Source organism: Ruegeria sp. BE10 (genome assembly GCF_056538905.1).
In genome coordinates this window covers 378,045-396,526 of sequence record NZ_JBQFTX010000003.1, presented here as the reverse complement: position 1 = coordinate 396,526, position 18,482 = coordinate 378,045, and the positions used below count along the sequence as shown (strand labels likewise).

General features: G+C 56.4%; 17 protein-coding genes and 1 pseudogene. 12 read left to right on the top strand and 6 right to left on the bottom strand.

Going from position 1 to position 18,482, the window contains the following annotated elements:
* Positions 1 to 27 precede the first annotated feature (27 nt).
* Positions 28 to 1,704, bottom strand: coding sequence for a cytochrome D1 domain-containing protein (locus ACR0M2_RS10180; protein WP_170377212.1), 1,677 nt, complete (start codon positions 1,702 to 1,704; stop codon positions 28 to 30).
* 237 nt (positions 1,705 to 1,941) lie between these two features.
* Here ACR0M2_RS10180 and ACR0M2_RS10175 point away from each other — a divergent pair, with 237 nt between their 5' ends.
* The 7 genes from ACR0M2_RS10175 (at position 1,942) to ACR0M2_RS10145 (ending at position 8,602) form a co-directional block, all read left to right on the top strand.
* Positions 1,942 to 3,123 carry an NnrS family protein gene (locus ACR0M2_RS10175; RefSeq protein WP_170533324.1) on the top strand — a complete coding sequence of 394 codons (1,182 nt, stop codon included), beginning with the start codon at positions 1,942 to 1,944 and terminating at the stop codon, positions 3,121 to 3,123.
* A gap of 99 nt (positions 3,124 to 3,222) precedes the next feature.
* Positions 3,223 to 3,672, top strand: a complete 450-nt coding sequence (locus ACR0M2_RS10170) for a c-type cytochrome (RefSeq protein WP_170350172.1) — start codon at positions 3,223 to 3,225, stop codon at positions 3,670 to 3,672.
* A gap of 16 nt (positions 3,673 to 3,688) precedes the next feature.
* Positions 3,689 to 5,056: a cbb3-type cytochrome c oxidase subunit I gene (locus ACR0M2_RS10165; protein WP_170350173.1), complete on the top strand. Its 1,368-nt coding sequence runs from the start codon at positions 3,689 to 3,691 to the stop codon at positions 5,054 to 5,056.
* A 5-nt stretch (positions 5,057 to 5,061) separates the two neighbouring features.
* Positions 5,062 to 5,871 carry an AAA family ATPase gene (locus ACR0M2_RS10160; RefSeq protein ID WP_480704918.1) on the top strand — a complete coding sequence of 270 codons (810 nt, stop codon included), beginning with the start codon at positions 5,062 to 5,064 and terminating at the stop codon, positions 5,869 to 5,871.
* 9 nt (positions 5,872 to 5,880) lie between these two features.
* A complete protein-coding gene (locus ACR0M2_RS10155) occupies positions 5,881 to 7,803 on the top strand; it encodes a nitric oxide reductase activation protein NorD (RefSeq protein ID WP_480704916.1) in 1,923 nt (640 codons plus the stop codon).
* A complete protein-coding gene (locus tag ACR0M2_RS10150) occupies positions 7,800 to 8,348 on the top strand; it encodes a cytochrome c oxidase subunit 3 (protein ID WP_170350176.1) in 549 nt (182 codons plus the stop codon). Before ACR0M2_RS10155 ends, ACR0M2_RS10150 begins: the two co-directional genes overlap by 4 nt.
* Before the next feature lie 5 nt (positions 8,349 to 8,353).
* On the top strand, positions 8,354 to 8,602 hold the full coding sequence (locus ACR0M2_RS10145) for a cytochrome C oxidase subunit IV family protein (RefSeq protein WP_226688857.1): 249 nt from the start codon (positions 8,354 to 8,356) through the stop codon (positions 8,600 to 8,602).
* Between the two features lie 56 nt (positions 8,603 to 8,658).
* On the opposite strand, the gene hemA is transcribed toward ACR0M2_RS10145, so the two are convergent.
* Positions 8,659 to 9,882 (bottom strand): 5-aminolevulinate synthase, encoded by a 1,224-nt coding sequence (gene hemA, locus ACR0M2_RS10140; protein WP_480704914.1) that lies wholly within the window; start codon positions 9,880 to 9,882, stop codon positions 8,659 to 8,661.
* 178 nt (positions 9,883 to 10,060) lie between these two features.
* Between hemA and ACR0M2_RS10135 the strand changes: the two genes are divergently transcribed.
* Entirely contained in the window at positions 10,061 to 10,753 is a 693-nt protein-coding gene (locus tag ACR0M2_RS10135) for a Crp/Fnr family transcriptional regulator (RefSeq protein ID WP_170350179.1), read from the top strand.
* Between the two features lie 271 nt (positions 10,754 to 11,024).
* Here the strand turns inward: ACR0M2_RS10135 and ACR0M2_RS10130 are convergent, their stop codons facing one another.
* The 4 genes from ACR0M2_RS10130 to ACR0M2_RS10115 all read right to left on the bottom strand — a co-directional run bounded on the left by ACR0M2_RS10130 (position 11,025) and on the right by ACR0M2_RS10115 (position 13,886).
* Positions 11,025 to 11,522 carry a GNAT family N-acetyltransferase gene (locus ACR0M2_RS10130; protein WP_480704913.1) on the bottom strand — a complete coding sequence of 166 codons (498 nt, stop codon included), beginning with the start codon at positions 11,520 to 11,522 and terminating at the stop codon, positions 11,025 to 11,027.
* 80 nt (positions 11,523 to 11,602) lie between these two features.
* Positions 11,603 to 12,106, bottom strand: a complete 504-nt coding sequence (locus ACR0M2_RS10125) for an outer membrane protein (RefSeq protein WP_170411797.1) — start codon at positions 12,104 to 12,106, stop codon at positions 11,603 to 11,605.
* A gap of 143 nt (positions 12,107 to 12,249) precedes the next feature.
* Positions 12,250 to 12,630: a hypothetical protein gene (locus ACR0M2_RS10120; RefSeq protein ID WP_170377225.1), complete on the bottom strand. Its 381-nt coding sequence runs from the start codon at positions 12,628 to 12,630 to the stop codon at positions 12,250 to 12,252.
* Positions 12,631 to 12,743: 113 nt separating this feature from the next.
* The gene (locus tag ACR0M2_RS10115) at positions 12,744 to 13,886 is read right to left on the bottom strand and encodes an NAD(P)-dependent alcohol dehydrogenase (protein WP_480704959.1); all 1,143 of its coding nucleotides are present in this window, start codon (positions 13,884 to 13,886) and stop codon (positions 12,744 to 12,746) included.
* Between the two features lie 453 nt (positions 13,887 to 14,339).
* Here ACR0M2_RS10115 and ACR0M2_RS10110 point away from each other — a divergent pair, with 453 nt between their 5' ends.
* From ACR0M2_RS10110 to ACR0M2_RS10095, 4 genes and pseudogenes are all read left to right on the top strand, one after another.
* Complete coding sequence (locus tag ACR0M2_RS10110; protein WP_480647848.1) at positions 14,340 to 15,065, top strand: TetR/AcrR family transcriptional regulator; 726 nt, start codon at positions 14,340 to 14,342, stop codon at positions 15,063 to 15,065.
* Positions 15,066 to 15,100: 35 nt separating this feature from the next.
* Positions 15,101 to 15,670: a chloramphenicol phosphotransferase CPT family protein gene (locus ACR0M2_RS10105; RefSeq protein ID WP_480704911.1), complete on the top strand. Its 570-nt coding sequence runs from the start codon at positions 15,101 to 15,103 to the stop codon at positions 15,668 to 15,670.
* 941 nt (positions 15,671 to 16,611) lie between these two features.
* Positions 16,612 to 17,007: a hypothetical protein gene (locus ACR0M2_RS10100; protein ID WP_170350186.1), complete on the top strand. Its 396-nt coding sequence runs from the start codon at positions 16,612 to 16,614 to the stop codon at positions 17,005 to 17,007.
* A 285-nt stretch (positions 17,008 to 17,292) separates the two neighbouring features.
* Positions 17,293 to 18,480 (top strand): annotated as a pseudogene (locus ACR0M2_RS10095) (AMP-binding protein); the annotation flags it as partial.
* Positions 18,481 to 18,482 lie beyond the last annotated feature (2 nt).

Below are 18,482 nucleotides of genomic sequence, written 5' to 3'. Positions count from 1 at the left end.
CCCTTTCCGGTTTTGGTTGCGAACTCGTCAGGTGACGTGGTTCGAACGGTTGTAGACGTTGAATTTGCCTGTCGGAGCATAAAGCCCTTCGATGCGGCCGATTTCTTCCAGCGTCTTGGCGTCGAAGATCACGATCTGACCGTTAGGTTCTTTCGAGTCCGACAGGTTCCACTTGGAAACCCAGACCTCGGTACCATCCGCGTTGAATTCGAAGTGAACAGCGGCGCTTCCTTCGTCTTCAGTGATCTGGATGGTTTTCACGATCTCGCCGGTCTCTTTCGAGATGACCTGCACCGATTGCTGAACTTCAGGCTCCGGGTGTTTGGTCTGGTCAGCCCAGATGTAGTCCGAATTCGGGTGCGTACGGACAAACAGGCCGGGGCCGTCGGTTTCCACTTCGTAGCAGATCTTCCAGGCATCATCCGGGCGGTTTTCGGGATCGTTACCCCAGACGGTCACGGTACCCACACCAAGGTGTGTCGTACCAGCAACCGGGCCGCAATTTGGGTCGACCCAGTTGGCACCCGGGCCGGGGTGCGGCAACGCGGCTGTGTCGATCATCGCTTCCAGCTTGTGGGTTTCGGTATCGACAACCACCATCTTGTTCGACGCGTTCGCGGCGATCTGGAAGTATCGGCCTGTCGGGTCAAAGAAACCGTCATGCAAGAACTTGGCGCTGTCGATCTTGTCGATCCGCAGATTGTCCAGATCGGTATAATCGACCTGCCACAACTGCCCCAATTCCTTCACGGCAACGATCCAGGTGGGTTCGTTCGGAGTTGTGTAGATAGCGGCCACACGGGCCTCTTCCACGTAATCCCCGTCCACGTTCACACCGCGGGTTGATACGACCTTGACCGGTTCCATGGTCTGGGCGTCGACGATTGCGAAATGCGGCGGCCAATAGCCCCCACCGATGACGTATTTGCCGTCACCAGAAACGGCAACGTCGCGGGCGTCATAGGCAATCTTGACCTCGGAAACCAACATCTTGTCTGGCGTCTGCCAGAGGTCGATCTTAGTCATCTTGCCGTCACGGCCCATAGTGTACCAGAAACGCCCGGGCTGTTCTGGCTCTTCCAGTGCGTGGTGTTCAGATGCTTTCAGAACGTGAACGGCATAGCCGGTCGGGATGTGTGTCAGAACCTCTTTCGTGTCGCCGTCGATCACGGCCACCTTGCCCACATCGCGTTCGATGACAACAAAGAAGTTTTCCCAGTTACGGCCATGCAGCGGCTCGGTTGGATAATCGGCTTCTTCGACATAGACCTTGCGGGTCGCCATCATCTGTTCAAGCGACATTTCAGGCGGCTTTGGCGGCTCCATCATGATGTAGGTCGCCATGTCCTTTATTTCCTGCTCGGTCATGATGTCCGAGAAGTTGTTCATCCCGCCTTCGGTACCCCAGGCGATGATCTTTTCAAGCCGTTCCTGACCTAGTTTTAGGGTGCCGGATTCGGTTACGGTGCCATCGTCGTTTTTGGTTTTGACCATCGGTTCAAGACTTTTACCGGTGGCACCTTTACGTAGAACGCCGTGACAGCCTGCGCATTGCTCGAAATAAAGTTGTTTGGAGGATTCAAAGGCTTCCTCGCTAAGGGTTGGCTCTTCGGCGAAGGTTGGCGCAGCGACGCTGCCCAGCAGCATCGCCAAACCGACCCCAAAGGCGCGGCCAGTTTTGTTGTAGCTGATTCCAAGTGACATGATCACTCTCCATTTGCGTGGTGAGGCAGATCCAAGGGTGAGACATCGCGCCCGACGGCTCCTTGACGAAAGTCAACGCCAGGGGCCCATTTCAAGGGTTCGGCAGGAAAAAATGTCGAAAAAAACCGTCACAAAATCTGTGTTTTAGAGGCATGTTTTTTGTGAGGATTGATTTTTGTTAAGTCCGTTGCGCGGGTGGGCTGCTAGGGCTGAAAAAAACGGTTGAGGAGAGCAGCCATGCCCACAATCATCGCCCGCATTCTTGGTGAAGGATTTCGTGTTTTCTTTCTGTCTGCTGGTCTCTACGGCCTGTTTGTCGGCGTGGTCTGGGGGCTGTGGCTGACAGTGCCTTACATGGCGCCGGATTACGGTATGACGCCGCCGATGTGGCACGCGCATGAGATGATTTTCGGCTATGCGACGGCCGCGCTGGGCGGGTTCTTTCTGACCGCAGTACCGAACTGGACCGGCGCCCCCGAGGCGCGGGCGCACTTTATCACTCTGGCTGCCGGGCTGTGGTTGGCCGGTCGGATGGCCATGTGGTTTTCAGGTGTATTGCCGCCAGTTCTGGTCGCGGTGGTCGATCTGGCCTTTGTGCCGGTTCTGGGGGCCAAAATAGCTACGCAGCTGATCCGCCGTCCCAAGCCGCAGAACATGATTTTCCTGCTGTTGCTGAGCTTGATCTGGGTCGCGGACATGATGACACATCTGCAATGGATTGGGATCACTGAAGGCACTCTGCAAACTGGGCTGCGCGCGGGATTGTTGGCGTTGTGTGCGATGATCGCCATTTTGGGTGGTCGGATTACTCCGGCCTTTACCCGCAATGCCATGAAACGCGCTGGGGTCCCAGAGGCGGACTGGCCGGTTTCGGTCGCCTTGTTCGACAAGGCAGGCATGGTTCTGGCCCTGATCTTGCCGCTGGGTGTTCTGGTGCTCGGTGCAGGGCCGTTGGCCGGGGTTTTGGCGCTTGCCCTTGGGGTGGTTCAGATACTGCGCATGGCCAATTGGCGCAGCCGCTGGGCCGCCCGGCAGCCAATTCTGCTGGCGCTGCATTTGGGTCTAGGCATGTTGGCGATGGGGTTGATCTTGTGGGGGCTGGCAGTGCTGGGTCTGGGCAATGAAATCGCCGCCCTGCACGTATTGGGCATAGGGTGTGTGGGCGGTATGACCCTGGCAGTCATGAGCCGCGCCGCGCTGGGTCACAGCGGCCGTGCACTAATCGCGCCCGCCCCGATGGTCGTAGCCTATGGTCTGATGGCGGTTGCTGCACTGTCACGCTGGATCGGGGCCGAGCTGAACGCAGGCTATATGGTGGCGATGCTGTTGTCGGACGGCCTGTGGGTCTGTGCCTTTGCGCTTTACCTGATCGCCATGTGGCCTGCGCTGACGGGTCCTCGTACGGGCCGGGAGGGATGATTTTCATTTACTTCCGCCAGCCTTGACTTTCGTTAAGGCCCTCCTACGGCCCAGCCGCCATTCTGGCTAGACAAGCTAAACTGCGCAAAGGAGAGCGCAATGCGAGAAGTCATGACCAAGAGCATGGCTCGCAACATATTCTATGGCGGGTCCCTGTTCTTTATCCTAATATTTCTGGCCCTGTCGGCCCATTCCCACTGGTACATCGTGAATTCCGAGAATTCGGCAAAACTCGATGAAAGTGTGGTTCGGGGCAAGCACGTCTGGGAAAAACACGCGTGCATCAACTGTCACACGATCTTGGGTGAAGGGGCCTATTTCGCCCCCGAAGTCGGCAACGTGATGACACGTTGGGGTGTGCTGGACGACCCGGAATCAGCCTTTGAGTCCCTCAAGGGCTGGATGGAGGCACAACCGACCGGCATTCCCGGTCGTCGGCAGATGCCCAATTTCAACCTCAGCGACGAAGAAATTCGCGACCTGACCAACTTCCTGATCTGGACGGACAATATCGACGCTCAGGACTGGCCGCCCAACGAGGCTGGCTGAGAAAGGGAACGGAGCAATGAAATACGAATCCCAAAAAATCGCCTACGCCTACTTTGCGGTGGCCATGGCCCTGTTCGTGATACAGGTTCTGGGTGGCCTTCTGGCTGGCCTGATCTATGTATCACCAAATTTCCTGAGCGAGCTTTTGCCGTTCAACATCGTGCGGATGCTGCACACCAATGCGCTGATCGTCTGGCTGATCCTGGGCTTCTTCGGCGCGGCCTACTTCCTGATCCCGGAAGAGGCTGAACGTGAAATCCATTCACCCAAGCTGGCCTATCTACAACTGATCATTCTGGTTGTGGGGACGTTGGGTGTGGTGCTGACCTATACCTTCAACCTGTTCGAAGGAAACTGGCTGCTGGGCAAAGAGGGGCGCGAGTTCCTTGAGCAACCCAAATGGGTCAAGGCCGGCATTGTCGTGGCCGCGCTGATCTTCCTTTACAACGTGTCGATGACCGTTCTGAAGGGCAAAAAGACCGCGATCACCAACATCCTCTTGTTGGGTTTGTGGGGTCTGGCGCTGTTGTTCCTGTTTGCCTTCTACAACCCCGGCAACCTGGCCTTGGACAAGCAATACTGGTGGTATGTTGTTCACTTGTGGGTCGAAGGTGTGTGGGAACTGATCATGGCCTCGATCCTGGCCTACCTGATGCTGAAGCTGACCGGTGTTGACCGCGAGGTGGTTGAGAAATGGCTGTATGTCATCGTCGCTGCAGCGCTGTTCTCGGGCATCCTTGGGACTGGTCACCACTACTACTGGATCGGTACGCCAGCGTATTGGCAGTGGATCGGTTCGATCTTCTCGAGCCTTGAGGTGATCCCGTTCTTTGCGATGATGGCCTTTGCCTTCGTCATGGTCTGGAAGGGCCGCCGGGACCACCCCAACAAGGCCGCGTTGCTGTGGTCGCTGGGCTGTGCCACGCTGGCCTTCTTTGGTGCCGGTGTCTGGGGCTTCCTGCATACGCTGCACGGGGTGAACTATTACACCCACGGCACGCAGATTACCGCGGCCCACGGTCACCTGGCCTTTTACGGCGCCTATGTCTGCCTCAACCTGGCGATCTTCACCTATGCCATGCCGATCCTGAAAAACCGTGATCCGTATAATCAGGTGCTGAACATGGGTTCGTTCTGGCTGATGACCAGCGGTATGGTCTTCATGACCTTCGTGCTGACCTTCGGCGGAACCGTGCAGACGCACATGCAACGTGTGATCGGTGACTACTTCATGGACGTGCAGGATCAGATCGCGATCTTCTACTGGATGCGCTTTGGGTCTGGTGTAGTCGTGGTCCTTGGTGCGCTGCTGTTCGTCTACTCGATCTGGGTGCCCCGGAAAGAGGTCATCGAACCCGGCGCAGCCGAAACCCCTGCGGAGTAATGCAAATGGATGGCTCCATACAAATGGGAACGGGGGCGGCAAACGCCCCCTTCTACCTGCCCCAGGGCGATGAATGCGATGTGTTCACCGCCGCCTATAACAACGATCTGCCGGTTCTGCTGAAAGGGCCGACAGGTTGCGGCAAGACCCGCTTTGTGGCCCATATGGCCGTGCAGCTTGGCCGCCCGCTTTATACTGTCGCCTGCCATGATGATCTGGCCGCTGCCGACCTGATTGGCCGCTATTTGCTGAAAGGCGGGGAAACCGTCTGGGTCGATGGCCCGCTGACCCGCGCAGTGCGCGAAGGCGCAATCTGTTACCTGGATGAGGTGGTCGAGGCCCGCAAGGACGTGACCGTCGTGCTTCACCCTTTGACTGACGACCGGCGCATCCTGCCGATTGATCGCACCGGCGAAGAACTGGCAGCCGCGCCCGGCTTCATGCTGGTGGCATCCTACAATCCCGGCTACCAGAATATCCTGAAAACCCTGAAACCTTCGACCCGGCAGCGGTTCATTTCGCTGGAATTCGACTTTCCGTCGCCTGAGATGGAGGCCGAGGTTGTCGCCCAGGAAAGTGGCCTGGCGCTTGAGCGCTGCAAACCGCTGATCCGGTTGGCGAACAAACTGCGGGGGCTCAAGGGTCAGGATCTTGAGGAAGGCGTTTCTACCCGACTGGTTGTCTATGCTGCGACGCTGATCGCACAGGGTATGTCGACGGACCGCGCCATTCTTGCCGCAATGATCGAACCTCTGACTGATGACGAGGATATCAAACGCGGGCTCCTCGATCTTGTCACGGCTGTCTTTGGGTGAGGCCGGCCAATGGTCAAGATCGATTTTGAGCCATGGGAACCCGAAGAAACGATCGGGAAACTGTGGCACACCCTTGCCAGCCGCCTCGATGCACCTGAGGTGCATGTTGGAGCCGCGGTCGACCTTTCTGAGGTCGCGGGGCGGCTGGCAGTCCTCTTCCGAGGGCTTGGGGGTAGTCCGGGCGTTGAATTACGCCCGGTCTCACCCGAAATTTCACGCCACCGGTTAAGCTGGCGTCGCCGCTTGGGAACTGAGGCCGAGCTGATGCCGCGTGCTTCGTTCGATGGCGAGGTATTGCGCCTGCCGGACCGTCTGGCCGTTTTCCCGGCGCGCGAAGCCAACGGCGCGCTATATGTCTGGCTGGCAGCCGTTGCGGCCCATGCCGACACCCGAATTGATGAGGATGACCCCCTGCGGGCCGACCTGCATGCGCTGATCGCTGCGCGACAGATGGTCGAGGCCACGCTGGAAAACGCGCCCGGCTTGCTCCCCCTTTATACCGAACTGTGCAAGGGTCTGCTGCACCAACGTGATATCCCTAACCTGCCGCCGGTCGAAGCCGCGCTAGAAGAACTGGTTCGCCATATGCTGGGTGATCCGGCATCGCTGTCTGCCAAGGCGGAAAAGCTGCTGGAGCTGGATGACAGCTTGTCTGCTCCGCGCGGGTATCAGCGTTTTCGCCCGGTCCCCCTGTGGCCCGAACTGCGCGCCGTCGGGTTTTCGGAACATAACGAGGTGGAAAACCCCGATACAGATGGCCCGCCCGAGGAATCGGGTGAGAAAACCCACCGCGCCCGCCGCCGTAAATCTGATCAGGCCGAACGGAAAGACAGCCTGATCCTGCACAAATTCGAGGCGATCCTCAGTTGGGCCGAGTTTCTGAACCTGAACCGCCGGGTCGATGATGACGATCCCGACAATGCCAAAAAGGCGGCCGACGATCAGGAAGAGATCGGGCTGGGCCAAATCTCGAAGGCACCGCCCACCAAGCTGAAGCTGCACCTAGATCTGGCGCCCGAGGATGTGAATCGCGAGCGTCTGTCGGGCCGTATCCTTTATCCCGAATGGGACGTGCGCACCGGTCAGTACTTGCCAGACCACGTGAATGTCCTGTTGTCGGATGCCGATATCCGCGAAGACGCAGCCGAGTTTGGCAAGGACCCGGCCACTGCCCGCCGCATCCGCGCGGTGAAGCGCCAGTTCGAGGCGCTGCGCCCCGGTCGGGTTATGACACGCGGCCATCTGGACGGCGACCAGTTGGATATCGAAGCCGCCGTGCGTGCCGAGACTGAACGTCGGGCTTGTGGGGAAGCCAACGAGCGCATCTGGCAGCAATCCCGTCCCGAAGCTCGCGATCTGGCGGTCTCGATCCTGCTGGATGTCAGCCGATCCACCGAAAGCGCAGTCACAGGCCGCGCCGTGATCGATATTGAACGCGAGGCGCTGGCCGCGTTGGCGTGGGGGTTAAATGCTTGTGGGGATGACTTTGCGATCCACGCCTTCAGTTCTCTGAAACGTCAGCGTGTCTATGTGCAGCGCTGCAAGCGGTTTGATGAGCCAATGGGCGGAACGGTCGAACAGCGCATCGCGTCACTGCGCCCGGGGCATTACACACGGCTTGGGGCGGCAATCCGGCATTGCTCGGCCGATTTGGCGGATCAATCGCGCAAGCGCCGGCTGCTGCTGGTGATCACCGATGGCAAGCCGAACGACCTGGATCACTATGAGGGTCGCCATGGTATCGAAGATACGTGCATGGCCGTCCGCGAAGCGCGTCGCGCCGGGCAATCGGTCTTTGGTGTCACCATCGACAAAACCGGCAAAAGTTGGTTCCCGCGTATGTTCGGGCAAGGCGGTTTTGCGGTGATCCCTGACCCGCACCGCCTGACGATGGCTTTGCCGCAAATCTATCGCCAACTGGTCGGCGCATGAGCGATGCCTCTCTGATCGACGAGCTTCCGGGCGAGTTGCTGATGTGGGTTTTGATCGTCTCGGAACTGCTGGTGTTTGGCGCTGGGATGATCGCCTTTATGGGCGTGCGTCTGACCGACCCGGCGGGTTTTGCCGAGGCGCAGTCACATCTGCATCGCACTGGAGCGGCGTTTAACACAGCGGTTCTGGTCACATCGGGGTATCTGGCCGCACAGGCGCTGCACTGGCGACAGGTCGCGCGGCGCGCGGCGGCGCGCATGGCCTTGATCGGCGCGGCCCTTCTGGGCGTTGTTTTCCTGATCATCAAAGGCACGGAATACGCGGATAAAATGGCGCAGGGGATCAATTATGAAACGCATCCCTTCTTCCTGTTCTACTACCTTCTGACTGGTTTTCACGCGGCCCATGTTCTGGCCGGGGTCGGCATTCTGTTACTGGTGTCCTGGCGGGATGACGCACGCAATATCGAGGCGGGCGCGCAGTTCTGGCACATGGTCGACCTGGTCTGGATTATGCTGTTTCCGGTGATCTATCTGTTGGGATGAGGGCGATGGGGGACAACACTCTGACACGGGCCTGGCTTGCCCTTTTGGGGCTAAGTGTCGGCTCAGCGGTACTGACCTTGTTGCCGGTGCCGGCTGCGGTCATGGGGGGTGGCATTTTGTTGCTTGCGCTGATCAAGACGCGCGTAATCCTTGCGCAGTATCTGGACCTTGCTAGAAGCCCAGCCTGGTTGCGCGGATTCACCATGGTTCTAACCGGGTTTTCGGTGCTGATCTTTGCCCTCTACCTCGTTTGAAGCAGAAAAAAGCCGCCCGATCTGGGCGGCAGTTTTTCAAGCAAGGAGCGCTTTGTTTACTGTGCAGCCATCGGCATCCGCGCGATCTGGCAGCGTTGCCATAGGGCTGACAGCGCGCCGACCAGATGTTTGATATCTTCGTCCGTATGCACCGGAGAAGGGGTGATCCGCAGACGCTCGGTTCCTTTGGGGACAGTGGGGTAGTTGATCGGCTGGATGTAGATACCGAATTCTTCAAGCAGCGTGTCCGAGATGAATTTGCATTTCACCGGATCACCCACCATCACCGGGATGATGTGGCTGGGGTTGGGCAGATGCGGAATGCCTTCTGCATCCAACCGGGCACGCACCTGCGCCACGCGGGACTTCTGCTGATCGCGTTCGGTATTCGACTGTTTCAGGTGCCGGATCGAGGCCGCAGCGCCCGCCGCAATCGACGGGGGCAAGGCGGTGGTAAAGATAAACCCGCTGGCAAAGCTGCGCACAAAATCACAAAGTGCGGCTGAGGCCGCGATATAGCCACCAACCACACCAAAGGCTTTGCCCAACGTGCCCTCGATCACGGTCAGTCGATCCATCAGACCTTCGTGTTCGGCAATGCCGCCACCGCGCGGGCCGTAAAGACCGACGGCATGAACCTCATCCAGATAGGTCATCGCGCCGTATTTGTCGGCCAGATCGCAAATCTCTTGGATCGGCGCGATATCTCCGTCCATCGAATAGACGGATTCAAAGGCGATCATCTTGGGGGCGTCAGGATCGGCAGCAGCCAGCTTCGCCTCGAGGTCTTCAAGGTCGTTGTGCTTCCAGATCACCTTTTGCGCGCGCGAATGACGGATGCCTTCGATCATCGAGGCGTGGTTCAGCGCGTCCGAGAAAACGATAAGGCCGGGGATTTTCGCAGCAAGGGTGCCAAGGGCCGCCCAGTTCGAAACATAGCCAGAGGTGAACAGAAGCGCGGCCTCTTTGCCGTGCAGATCGGCCAGTTCGGCCTCAAGCAGGACGTGATCGTGTGTGGTGCCCGAGATGTTCCGGGTACCGCCAGCACCAGCGCCGCATCGGTCCAGCGCGTCATGCATCGCCCCGGTCACCGCCGGATGCTGCCCCATGCCCAGATAGTCGTTCGAACACCAGATACGTACGTCGCGCTGTACCGCCCCGTCGGTTTGACGTGCGTTTGGGAATGATCCGCAGCGGCGTTGCAGGTCGATAAAAACACGATAGTTTCCTTCGTCCCGCAGATCGTCCAGGCTCTGGGTGAAAAATCGCTCGTAGTCCATTATACTGGCTCCCCGGATTGCTGGCTTTGGGCCAAATTTATGTGCATGGTGACGCCTGCAACATGACAATAGTCAAGTTGAAGCAGGAAAAGGCTGGCGCGCCGGGCAGAGCTTTGGCATAGCCTTGCGAAAAAGGACGTACCGGTCGGACGGTCGACCAGGGAAAAGGGGAAACTCCGTGGCACACGAAGCACAAAAAGCGATCGCGCGGCAATCGCTTTTGCTCAAGAGTTTGCCGGACCAGCATGTCGATACACTGCTGAGCCACGCAATTTGGCGTAGCTATGATCGGGGCGAAACGATCTTTCTACAGGAAGAAGAGGCCAAGGCCGTTCACGTGGTTCTTGCCGGTTGGGTCAAGTTGTTCCGCATGTCCCCGACCGGGGCCGAGGCAGTGGTCAGCGTCTTTACCCGCGGCGAAAGTTTTGGCGAGGCCGTCGCGCTGCGAAACGTCCCTTACCCCGTTTCTGCCGAGGCCGTTTCGGCCTGCGACGTGATGCATATCCCAAGCCCTTTGCTGTTGTCGTTGATGAAAGAAGACCCCGAGATCGGCGTTTCCATTCTGGCGTCCACGTTCACGCATCTGCATTCGCTGGTGGCACAGCTGGAGCAGCTCAAGGCGCAGACGGGTGCGCAGCGGGTAGCAGAGTTTCTTCTGAACCTTTGTGACGCCAAACCCGATGGCTGCGACGTAGAGCTACCTTATGACAAAATGCTGATCGCCGGGCGTCTAGGGATGAAGCCGGAAAGCCTTAGCCGGGCGTTTTCGCGGTTAAAAACGGTTGGTGTGCAAATCAACCGCAACCACGCCGTAATCTCTGATATCGAGCGCCTGCGGGATTATGCTGAAAGTGATCCGTCGGACAAATGATCAGCCCGACGGGCGTTTCGGGTTTTCAGCGGGGGGCTGAGGATGCTGGTCATTGTCTGACTGAGGTTTTGTATCCCCGTATTGCCGCGCATAGGTTGCGACAACCCGGCCCGTGATCCGGTATTTCCAACAGATAAAAGCAGACAGGGCTGCGTTGCGCCCCTTGATAGCGGGACAATCAAAAAGCAAAGGATGTTGGGGATGACGGTCTGATCGGGCGACTGATGAAGGTGACCCTCGCTCGAATGGTCCGTGGAGTTGTTTGCGCAGCTCAATGGTACCTGTAGACGAGATCATTGGGGTCATCTCGCTCGGCATTTGAATCCAAAATTCCTCCAAGCCGCTCTGCAAGGCGGCAGGAGCGGAAGTTGTTCGGATCGATATAACTGACGAGCGACTGGGTTACGTTCCATGTACAGGCCCAATCTCGCAGCGTTCGCGCAGCTTCAAACGCATAGCCTTTTCCTTCGGCATCAGCATAGACAAACCAGCCCAATTCGGGTTCGGGGAAAAGCGGTCCGGAGTTGATGCTAACCTGCCCAAGACACGCTCCTGAAACACGGTCTTCCATCATCAGTGCCCCGTGCCCCATGAGGGTCCACTGAGCTATGTCATGACAGAAAATCCCCCAGGTCATGCGGTCAGAGACCGGGCCTCCCATGAACTTTGAGCGCTCTGATGTCATCAGCGCAAGATAGTCGGGCCAGTCTGCCACTATAGGTGGTCGAAGTAGCAGTCGTTCAGTCTCAAGCGTTGGTATTTCAGTCACCTGGTGGCTCCCGGGAATTGAATTATGAGTGGGGGCAATTGACTGTCCCCCGCTTGTGTCAGGCTCTCAAACGCCTTCTGTCAGAACTTGTAAGACACCCGAAGCGCGACAGAGTCAGCTGTGATGTCGTCAGCTGACGTGTCATATGTGTCTCGCAGGTACTCAAGGCCGACCAGAACTCTGTCCGTTGCGCGATACGTAACGCCAACGCCAGCAGAGTAGCCATCTTCACTGATGGAACCGCCATCGATGTTCGCATATCCAATGACGCCGTACAGATACGTCCGGCCAAATACGTGTCCGCCTTTGAACTTCAGGCGTATCGTATCGACCTTTTCGGTTTTGTTGTCAGACACAAGCTCAGCGCCCGCATCATAAGTCAGTTCACCGCCAACTACATAGCCGTCAAAATTATGAAGATATCCGGCGTGGAGGCCCAACGCTGCGTTTCCGTTATCGTTTTCGTCTTGGGAAACATCAACCGTGGATAGCTGCAAACCAGCATTGAAGCCGGTCCAGCTTTCGTCTGCCAAACACATTGTGGGAGCCATAGCGGCCAGTGTGATCAATGTTATAGTCTTCATTTTTAGTCCGTTTTCTTGTTTGTGTGGACAGGGGTATCTGCCCGCTGAACCTGCACTATGGTTCAACGGGGATGGCTTGCTGTTCGTCGGGGTGTTGGATGTAACGCCGGCCTGTTGCAGGTCGGCGGTGACCCACCCTCAGATCAAAGGATGGGTTTGGGCTTGCTGGTCAGTTGCAGCAGTTTTCCCGCGTCGTCATATCGTGCAGTGACGAGAACCCGCCGCGCATGGGCCACTTCCAAAGGCCCCCCGACAACCTCCCAGAGCCCGAAGGTAAAGAGGTCCAGCGTTCCGTGGCCTGCCGCCCGAGCAAGATTTGGCTTTGTCCGGGGTTCGACGTCATAGACGGCCACCCAATCACCATTGGCTTGTTGCTGTAGCTGCTCAGGCGACCCCAACTGCCGTTCGACATCCATCCGGGTGGCCTCCTGGCTGACTACGCTCAGGTCTGGACCATCACTGCCTTTTGCGGCCATGTTTGCTGCACACCCGCTCAGCGCGACGCCAAGGGTAAACGCGACCACTATTGACCGCACGGGCCAAACGCAGTTCGCTGTGCATTGAGTTGGAGTGCTTTCGTTGCGAGGGGTTTCCGAAGAATTAGGATTTCTCGATCCCGGAAATTTCCAGAGGTTTTTCATATTATTACCGTATCTTGATTGGGTTGTGAGTTTTGCCAGAACAATGACCGATTGAGTTGTGCTTCAGGTCTAAAACCGATTGCAGCCTCGCCTGGTTGTTTTTCGGCCTCAAAATTGATGATGATCCGACCTCTTGTCCGATGGGACGTCAGACTTCTGATTGCGGCCTGGATTTGCGGCAGATCGAATGGAATCTCGACTTCAATGGGAGAGCGTATGTTGTGCTTTGCGATGCTCAGTAATGCTGCATAGGCGTTGTTCCGTGGCAAGGAGGCGCAAAAACGATACCGAGGACCGCGGAACCGAGTTGCGATACTGCGGCAAACATTGTGCCCAACACCCAGAAGAAAATCGGCCCTGGACAGCTTGCGTTTACCAATGTGGCACACTGGGCCAACAATCGTGACGAACCGGCCATTGCGTTTCAGTATTCGGTACGCTGCGGCCTCGATGTCCCGACCGCCTACCAGATCAAAGACCCTGTCGTAGGTGTTTTTGCCCTGCGAACCAAAATTGGTGACGTTGTAGTCGATCGTGTGATCTGCACCCAACGTGTGCACCAGATCGGCATTCGCGCCGCTGCAAACCCCGGTCACGATTGCGCCCTTTGATTTGAGAAACTGAACCATCAAGGATCCGACGGCACCCGGTGCCCCAACAACGAGGCAACGGTCACCTTTTTCGACGCGTGCTGTGTTGATCGCACCCCACGCAACACAACCCGATAGTGTCGCGGCTGCCGCCTCGACATGAGACAAGGCCGGGGGTTTGAGCATCAGATAGTCGTGCGATACGCATCTGTATGTTGCCCAAGACCCGTTTTCGCCAAGCTCGTTGGGAACGACGATCACTTCGTCTCCAACATTGAACCGGGTTGCGTCCTGGCCAGTTGCGACAACGACCCCTGACACCGAAGTCCCCATGACGTAGGGGGAATTTGCCGAAGCGCGTTTAGGCCCGAAGAAACGACCAAGAGCGGTGCCCTGAACCGCATAAATTTCATCGACATGCAGTGATGAAGCGAACAGCTGAAGCGCGACTTGGTGGCGCGAAGGTCTTGGCACGGGCACGTTCACCAATTGCAATGCTTCCGCGACATTCCCAGGCTCAGGCAACTCTGTCAAAGCGATTGCCGTCATGCTTTTGGCTGCGCGGTAAACCTTGGAAAGCGCTCTTACATTGTCCAACATGTTTCTCTCCTGAGAGGTTTGGATCAATTGAGGGAGAACGGATTTACGAGCCAAGTCTGCGGACTTGTTTGAGACAAAGATCGCCTGGCTTCGGCCCAGTCCAGGGAAAGCCTGACCAGAAGTTCAAGCAAATCCCGGATACCAGCCAGCCGAGATGCTTGGCGTAACTCGGATATTGAAATATCCCTGCAGACAAGAGCATTCATGGCATTCGATCCTGTGTAGTAGACACAACTCAACTGGGCGCGCGAAGCGTTGTAGCTTGCGGTCTTGGGCTGCATCAGCGCATCATTTAATTCGGGGCGGCAGGTGAATTTCGTTGTCCTGCCAGATGAGTCGGGATATAAACCGACCGCAGGTCTGTAATTGCAGACCGTCGGTCGGTTTGCAAGGGGAAAATGTATGAAACCTACGAAGCGGAAGAATATGCAGCCAGAGGCGCGGCGCGCGCAGTTACTGGGGTGTGCGCAAATGTTGTTCTTTTCGAAAGGTTTCGAAGATACGACCATTCAGGATGTACTGAATCTGGCCGGTGTTTCGAAAGGTGGCTTTTATCACCACTTCAAATCCAAGGATGAGCTTTTGTTCGGGGTATTGGATGGCATGGCAGAAGGCGTGTTCGCGCAAATGTCTGTTGTTGCCTCTGACGAGAAATCTTCGGCACTCGATCTGTTGCATAACTTCACCCATCTAAGGGCAAACTACCTGCGTGAGCATGACTACCCAGGCCAGGTCGAGATGTTCAAGATCATGAACCAGGACAAAAACCTGTTCCTGCTCGAACAATTCAAGCGCAGGGTCAGAACTGGTGCCATGCCGGTCCTGACCAAAATCATCCAGAAGGGCTGTGACGAAGGAACGTTCACTGTCGCCGATGTCGATACGGCGGCAGAGCTTATACTCTTCCTTATGAACTTCTTTGATTTTGCATTGCTGCGCGCCATCGACGCCCGGGGAACTGACATAGCAGATGAAGCCGCACGCAATTTACAGGCGGCCATCGATATGCAATTTCTAACACTCGACCGAATTCTGGGTCTGCCGGATGGGACAACAGATTTTGGATGGCCGGAAGCGGTGGATGTTACGATGGAAACTGTGCCTTCACCCCCTTCCACAGCCAAATAACGGACCTTGGCAGCGATCATTCAGTCACGAGACCTATGGCGACAGTAATTCTCCTAAACGGAGTAGGGAGCGTTGGTAAAAGTTCTATCGCAAAAGCGCTTCAGGACATTACGACACTACCGTTCCTTCACATCGAAATGGATTCCTTCCTGGCAATGTTGCCAGAGCGGCTTGCTGGTGATCCAGATAGATTGAGTTTTGAAAAGCGTGTGGTGGGCGGGAAAGCAGTGACCTTCGCACGGGTCGGGCCAACAGCCAGTCGCGCACTTTCCGGAATGCGCCGCTCAGTTGCTGCAATGGCGCGCGCCGGGAATAATTTGATTGTTGACGAGGTGTTGTTTGGAAACACGGAAGCCGGGTCTGCGAGCGCGGTAGCTGAATATCAAAGCTTACTGGAGCCGTATGATTTTTACATGGTTGGTTTGTTTGCTTCGCTGGACGTGCTGGAGGCACGGGAACGAAAGCGAGGCGACCGGACGCTCGGGCTTTCCAGATGGCAATTCGAGCGTGTTCATGATGGGATGAAATATGACTTATCGGTGAATACAGAAGATGCCTCGCCAATTGCATGCGCAGAGTTGATAAAGGCAAAATTGAACCTGTAGGTTGCGAAGATACACAATCCCATCGCTGACCACGTCAATATGACCACCAATGCGAACGATTATCCGGCCCTCGCTCAATCAACCCAACGTCTCGGCGCATGTGGTCGGACAATGGCGTTGTAGTATTGGGATTTCCTACTGAGCCATTTCTTTTTCGAACATCTCCTGAGTTTTGCCAAATTCGACGCAACTGACGGGCGCAGAACTCCAAAATACTTCGTGGGGCACGGTGGGAATCAGAGTGCATGTTTCAAGCTTTCGATTTCAGGTACAGCTAATGCGTCCACGAAATGGGTGTCGTGGAGCGACCGGCGTTTTTGTTTTAAGTACTCACGAGGCGAGAGGGCGGGCAGGCTTTAGTGGTTTTCCGAATCCATCAATACAGACCGTTGGTCTGTATATCTAGACCGGCGGTCGGTTTGTAAAGGAAATTCTGCACTCACCAAAACAATCGTCAGCCCCGGAACAAAGATTCCATCTGCACCAGCCGTGGTACAGGCTGCCGCGCTCTAGAGCTTCTCCGACAAGTATTTCATGCGTGACGGGTTGCTTCGCGCGATGCGCGAGTGGGCCGCAGCAAACGCAGATAAGCTGGTCCATCCGAGGTGAAGTTGGTTTGATGTGAACTGGAAATGTCTGCTTTCCGGAAGCTGCACTGCAACACCACAGCCCTTGGCCAACGTCTCTTTTGGGTCGTGCCACGTCGCAGCCTGGGATATTATTGCTTCGGTTGCTGTGCTGAAGTTGAATGTCCGCTACAATGCTCAAACTCTTAACGGATTCAATTAACTTCTAGCCGTTCGATGCCAATGATTTGGGGCAACGTAGTGGTCTGCGGATGCCGGTGTTTCCTTGTCTTTGACCCGCGTTGAGACACGCTTGTTGAGAACAGTGAACCTAAAATGTATTTTAGGTCGGATTGCGAACGAAGGGAAATCTTCATGATCAGGACTTCTGCGCTGGCGCTGTTTGCTTTCTTCTCGGCAACCTCGGCATTCGCAACTGTTGAGTTGTATTGCGAGGCCCCTGATGGATCAGGCGCAGTTGTTGCTGTCGGATTGGGAACTGTCCCTGGACTCGCAGTCGTGAGTGCGACCATTCACGCAGACAGCAAACACTGGAGCTTAACAGAAGTTGATGGTGCGATACCAATCATCGTGGCGCAGGGGGCCGATGTCGATATGCACACTGTCATCGACTTCGCCGATCCTGAATATAGCCGGATCGTTGCCTCGGTTCGATTGATAACAGCCGTCGAAGGTGACGATTTCGTCACCGTGGGCACACTCACGATACCAGAAGTCGGTGCCTTCCCGCTGATCTGCGAAGGGCCGTAGCCGTCCGATATTTCGCAATACTCGGAGGTCAACTCGGCGGAAGCGGTCATCTCAAATTATGCTTTACTCGAATGTCTGAAATGGGCCGTTGGCGTCGCAAACTGAAGTCGAAACTATGCAGATGCTGCGCAACCCCCGATGGTTGCTATGTAACACAAACCGAGCTTTGGTTCGGGACAAATGGACCACTCACGGTGCGCTGATGTTCGCGTAATTTCCAACGTGGAAACACGACTTGTTTAAGTGCAAGGTAATTAAGCGCTGCACTTGGAGGAATACGTTTTGATGGAATCGAGTTCTGACACTGAGACTTCCCCAGAATACTCCAAAACGGTGGAGAAATTTGACCTGGAGCTGGCAAAGTCTTCCTTTTTCGGCAACTTCAGCGACGGGATAAATGCATGCGTAGAATGTTGTGACGCCCATTTGCAGGGCAATCCCCGTGCTTTGAACTGGGTTGCATTGGATGGGCACCATGAGACGCGCAATTTTGCAGAGTTGCGCGAAGAAGCTGCGCGTTTCGCCAACTTGCTGGAAGAACAAGGCATCCAACCCGGTGACATCGTGGCGGGTCTGTTACCTCGCACCCCGGATCTTGTGACAGTTGTTCTCGGCACCCTCCTGGCTGGCGCGGCCTATCAGCCTTTGTTTACAGCCTTTGGGCCCAAGGCCATTCAGGACCGTTTGACCATGAGTGGCGCGAAGTTGGTTGTGACTGACGCCGCGAACCGCATCAAGCTCGACGGAGTGGAAAGTTGTCCGCCTGTCGCGACGATTGTGGAAACAATACAAGGGGTTATTGCGGGAGACATTGATTTCCGCCAGGCGATGGCCGCGCATTCGCCTGAGTTCGTCCCTGTTTTGCGGAACGGCGATGATCTGATGTTCATGATGGCGACATCTGGAACTACAGGTCCCGCCAAAGGAGTGCCCGTGCCCCTAAAGGCTCTGGCTGCCTTTCGATCTTACATGGTCGAAGGGATCGGCCTGCAGCATGAAGATGTTTTCTGGAATATAGCCGATCCAGGCTGGGCCTATGGACTCTACTATGCATTGATCGGCCCGCTACTATTGGGACATGCAACCACTCTGGTCGAAGGGCCTTTCACAGTGGACAGTACATATGACGTGATTTCGAAATAGGGCGTGACTAACTTTGCAGGCGCGCCTACTGCGTTTCGACTAATCATCGCCGCGGGAACCGAGCGCGCGTCACAGCTGCGCGATCAGATCCGTTGCATCAGCAGCGCAGGCGAGCCACTGAACCCCGAAGTCATCCGTTGGTTCGAGACCGAACTGAATGCGCCGATTAAGGATCATTATGGGCAGACGGAAACGGGTATGCTGGTGAATAATCATCACGGGCTCGAACATCCGGTACGCCCGGGATCGGCTGGCTATGTGATGCCAGGATACAGGGTTGAGGTTCTGGCTGAGGACGGCAGCATCGCCGACCTCAATGAGCCAGGTCAATT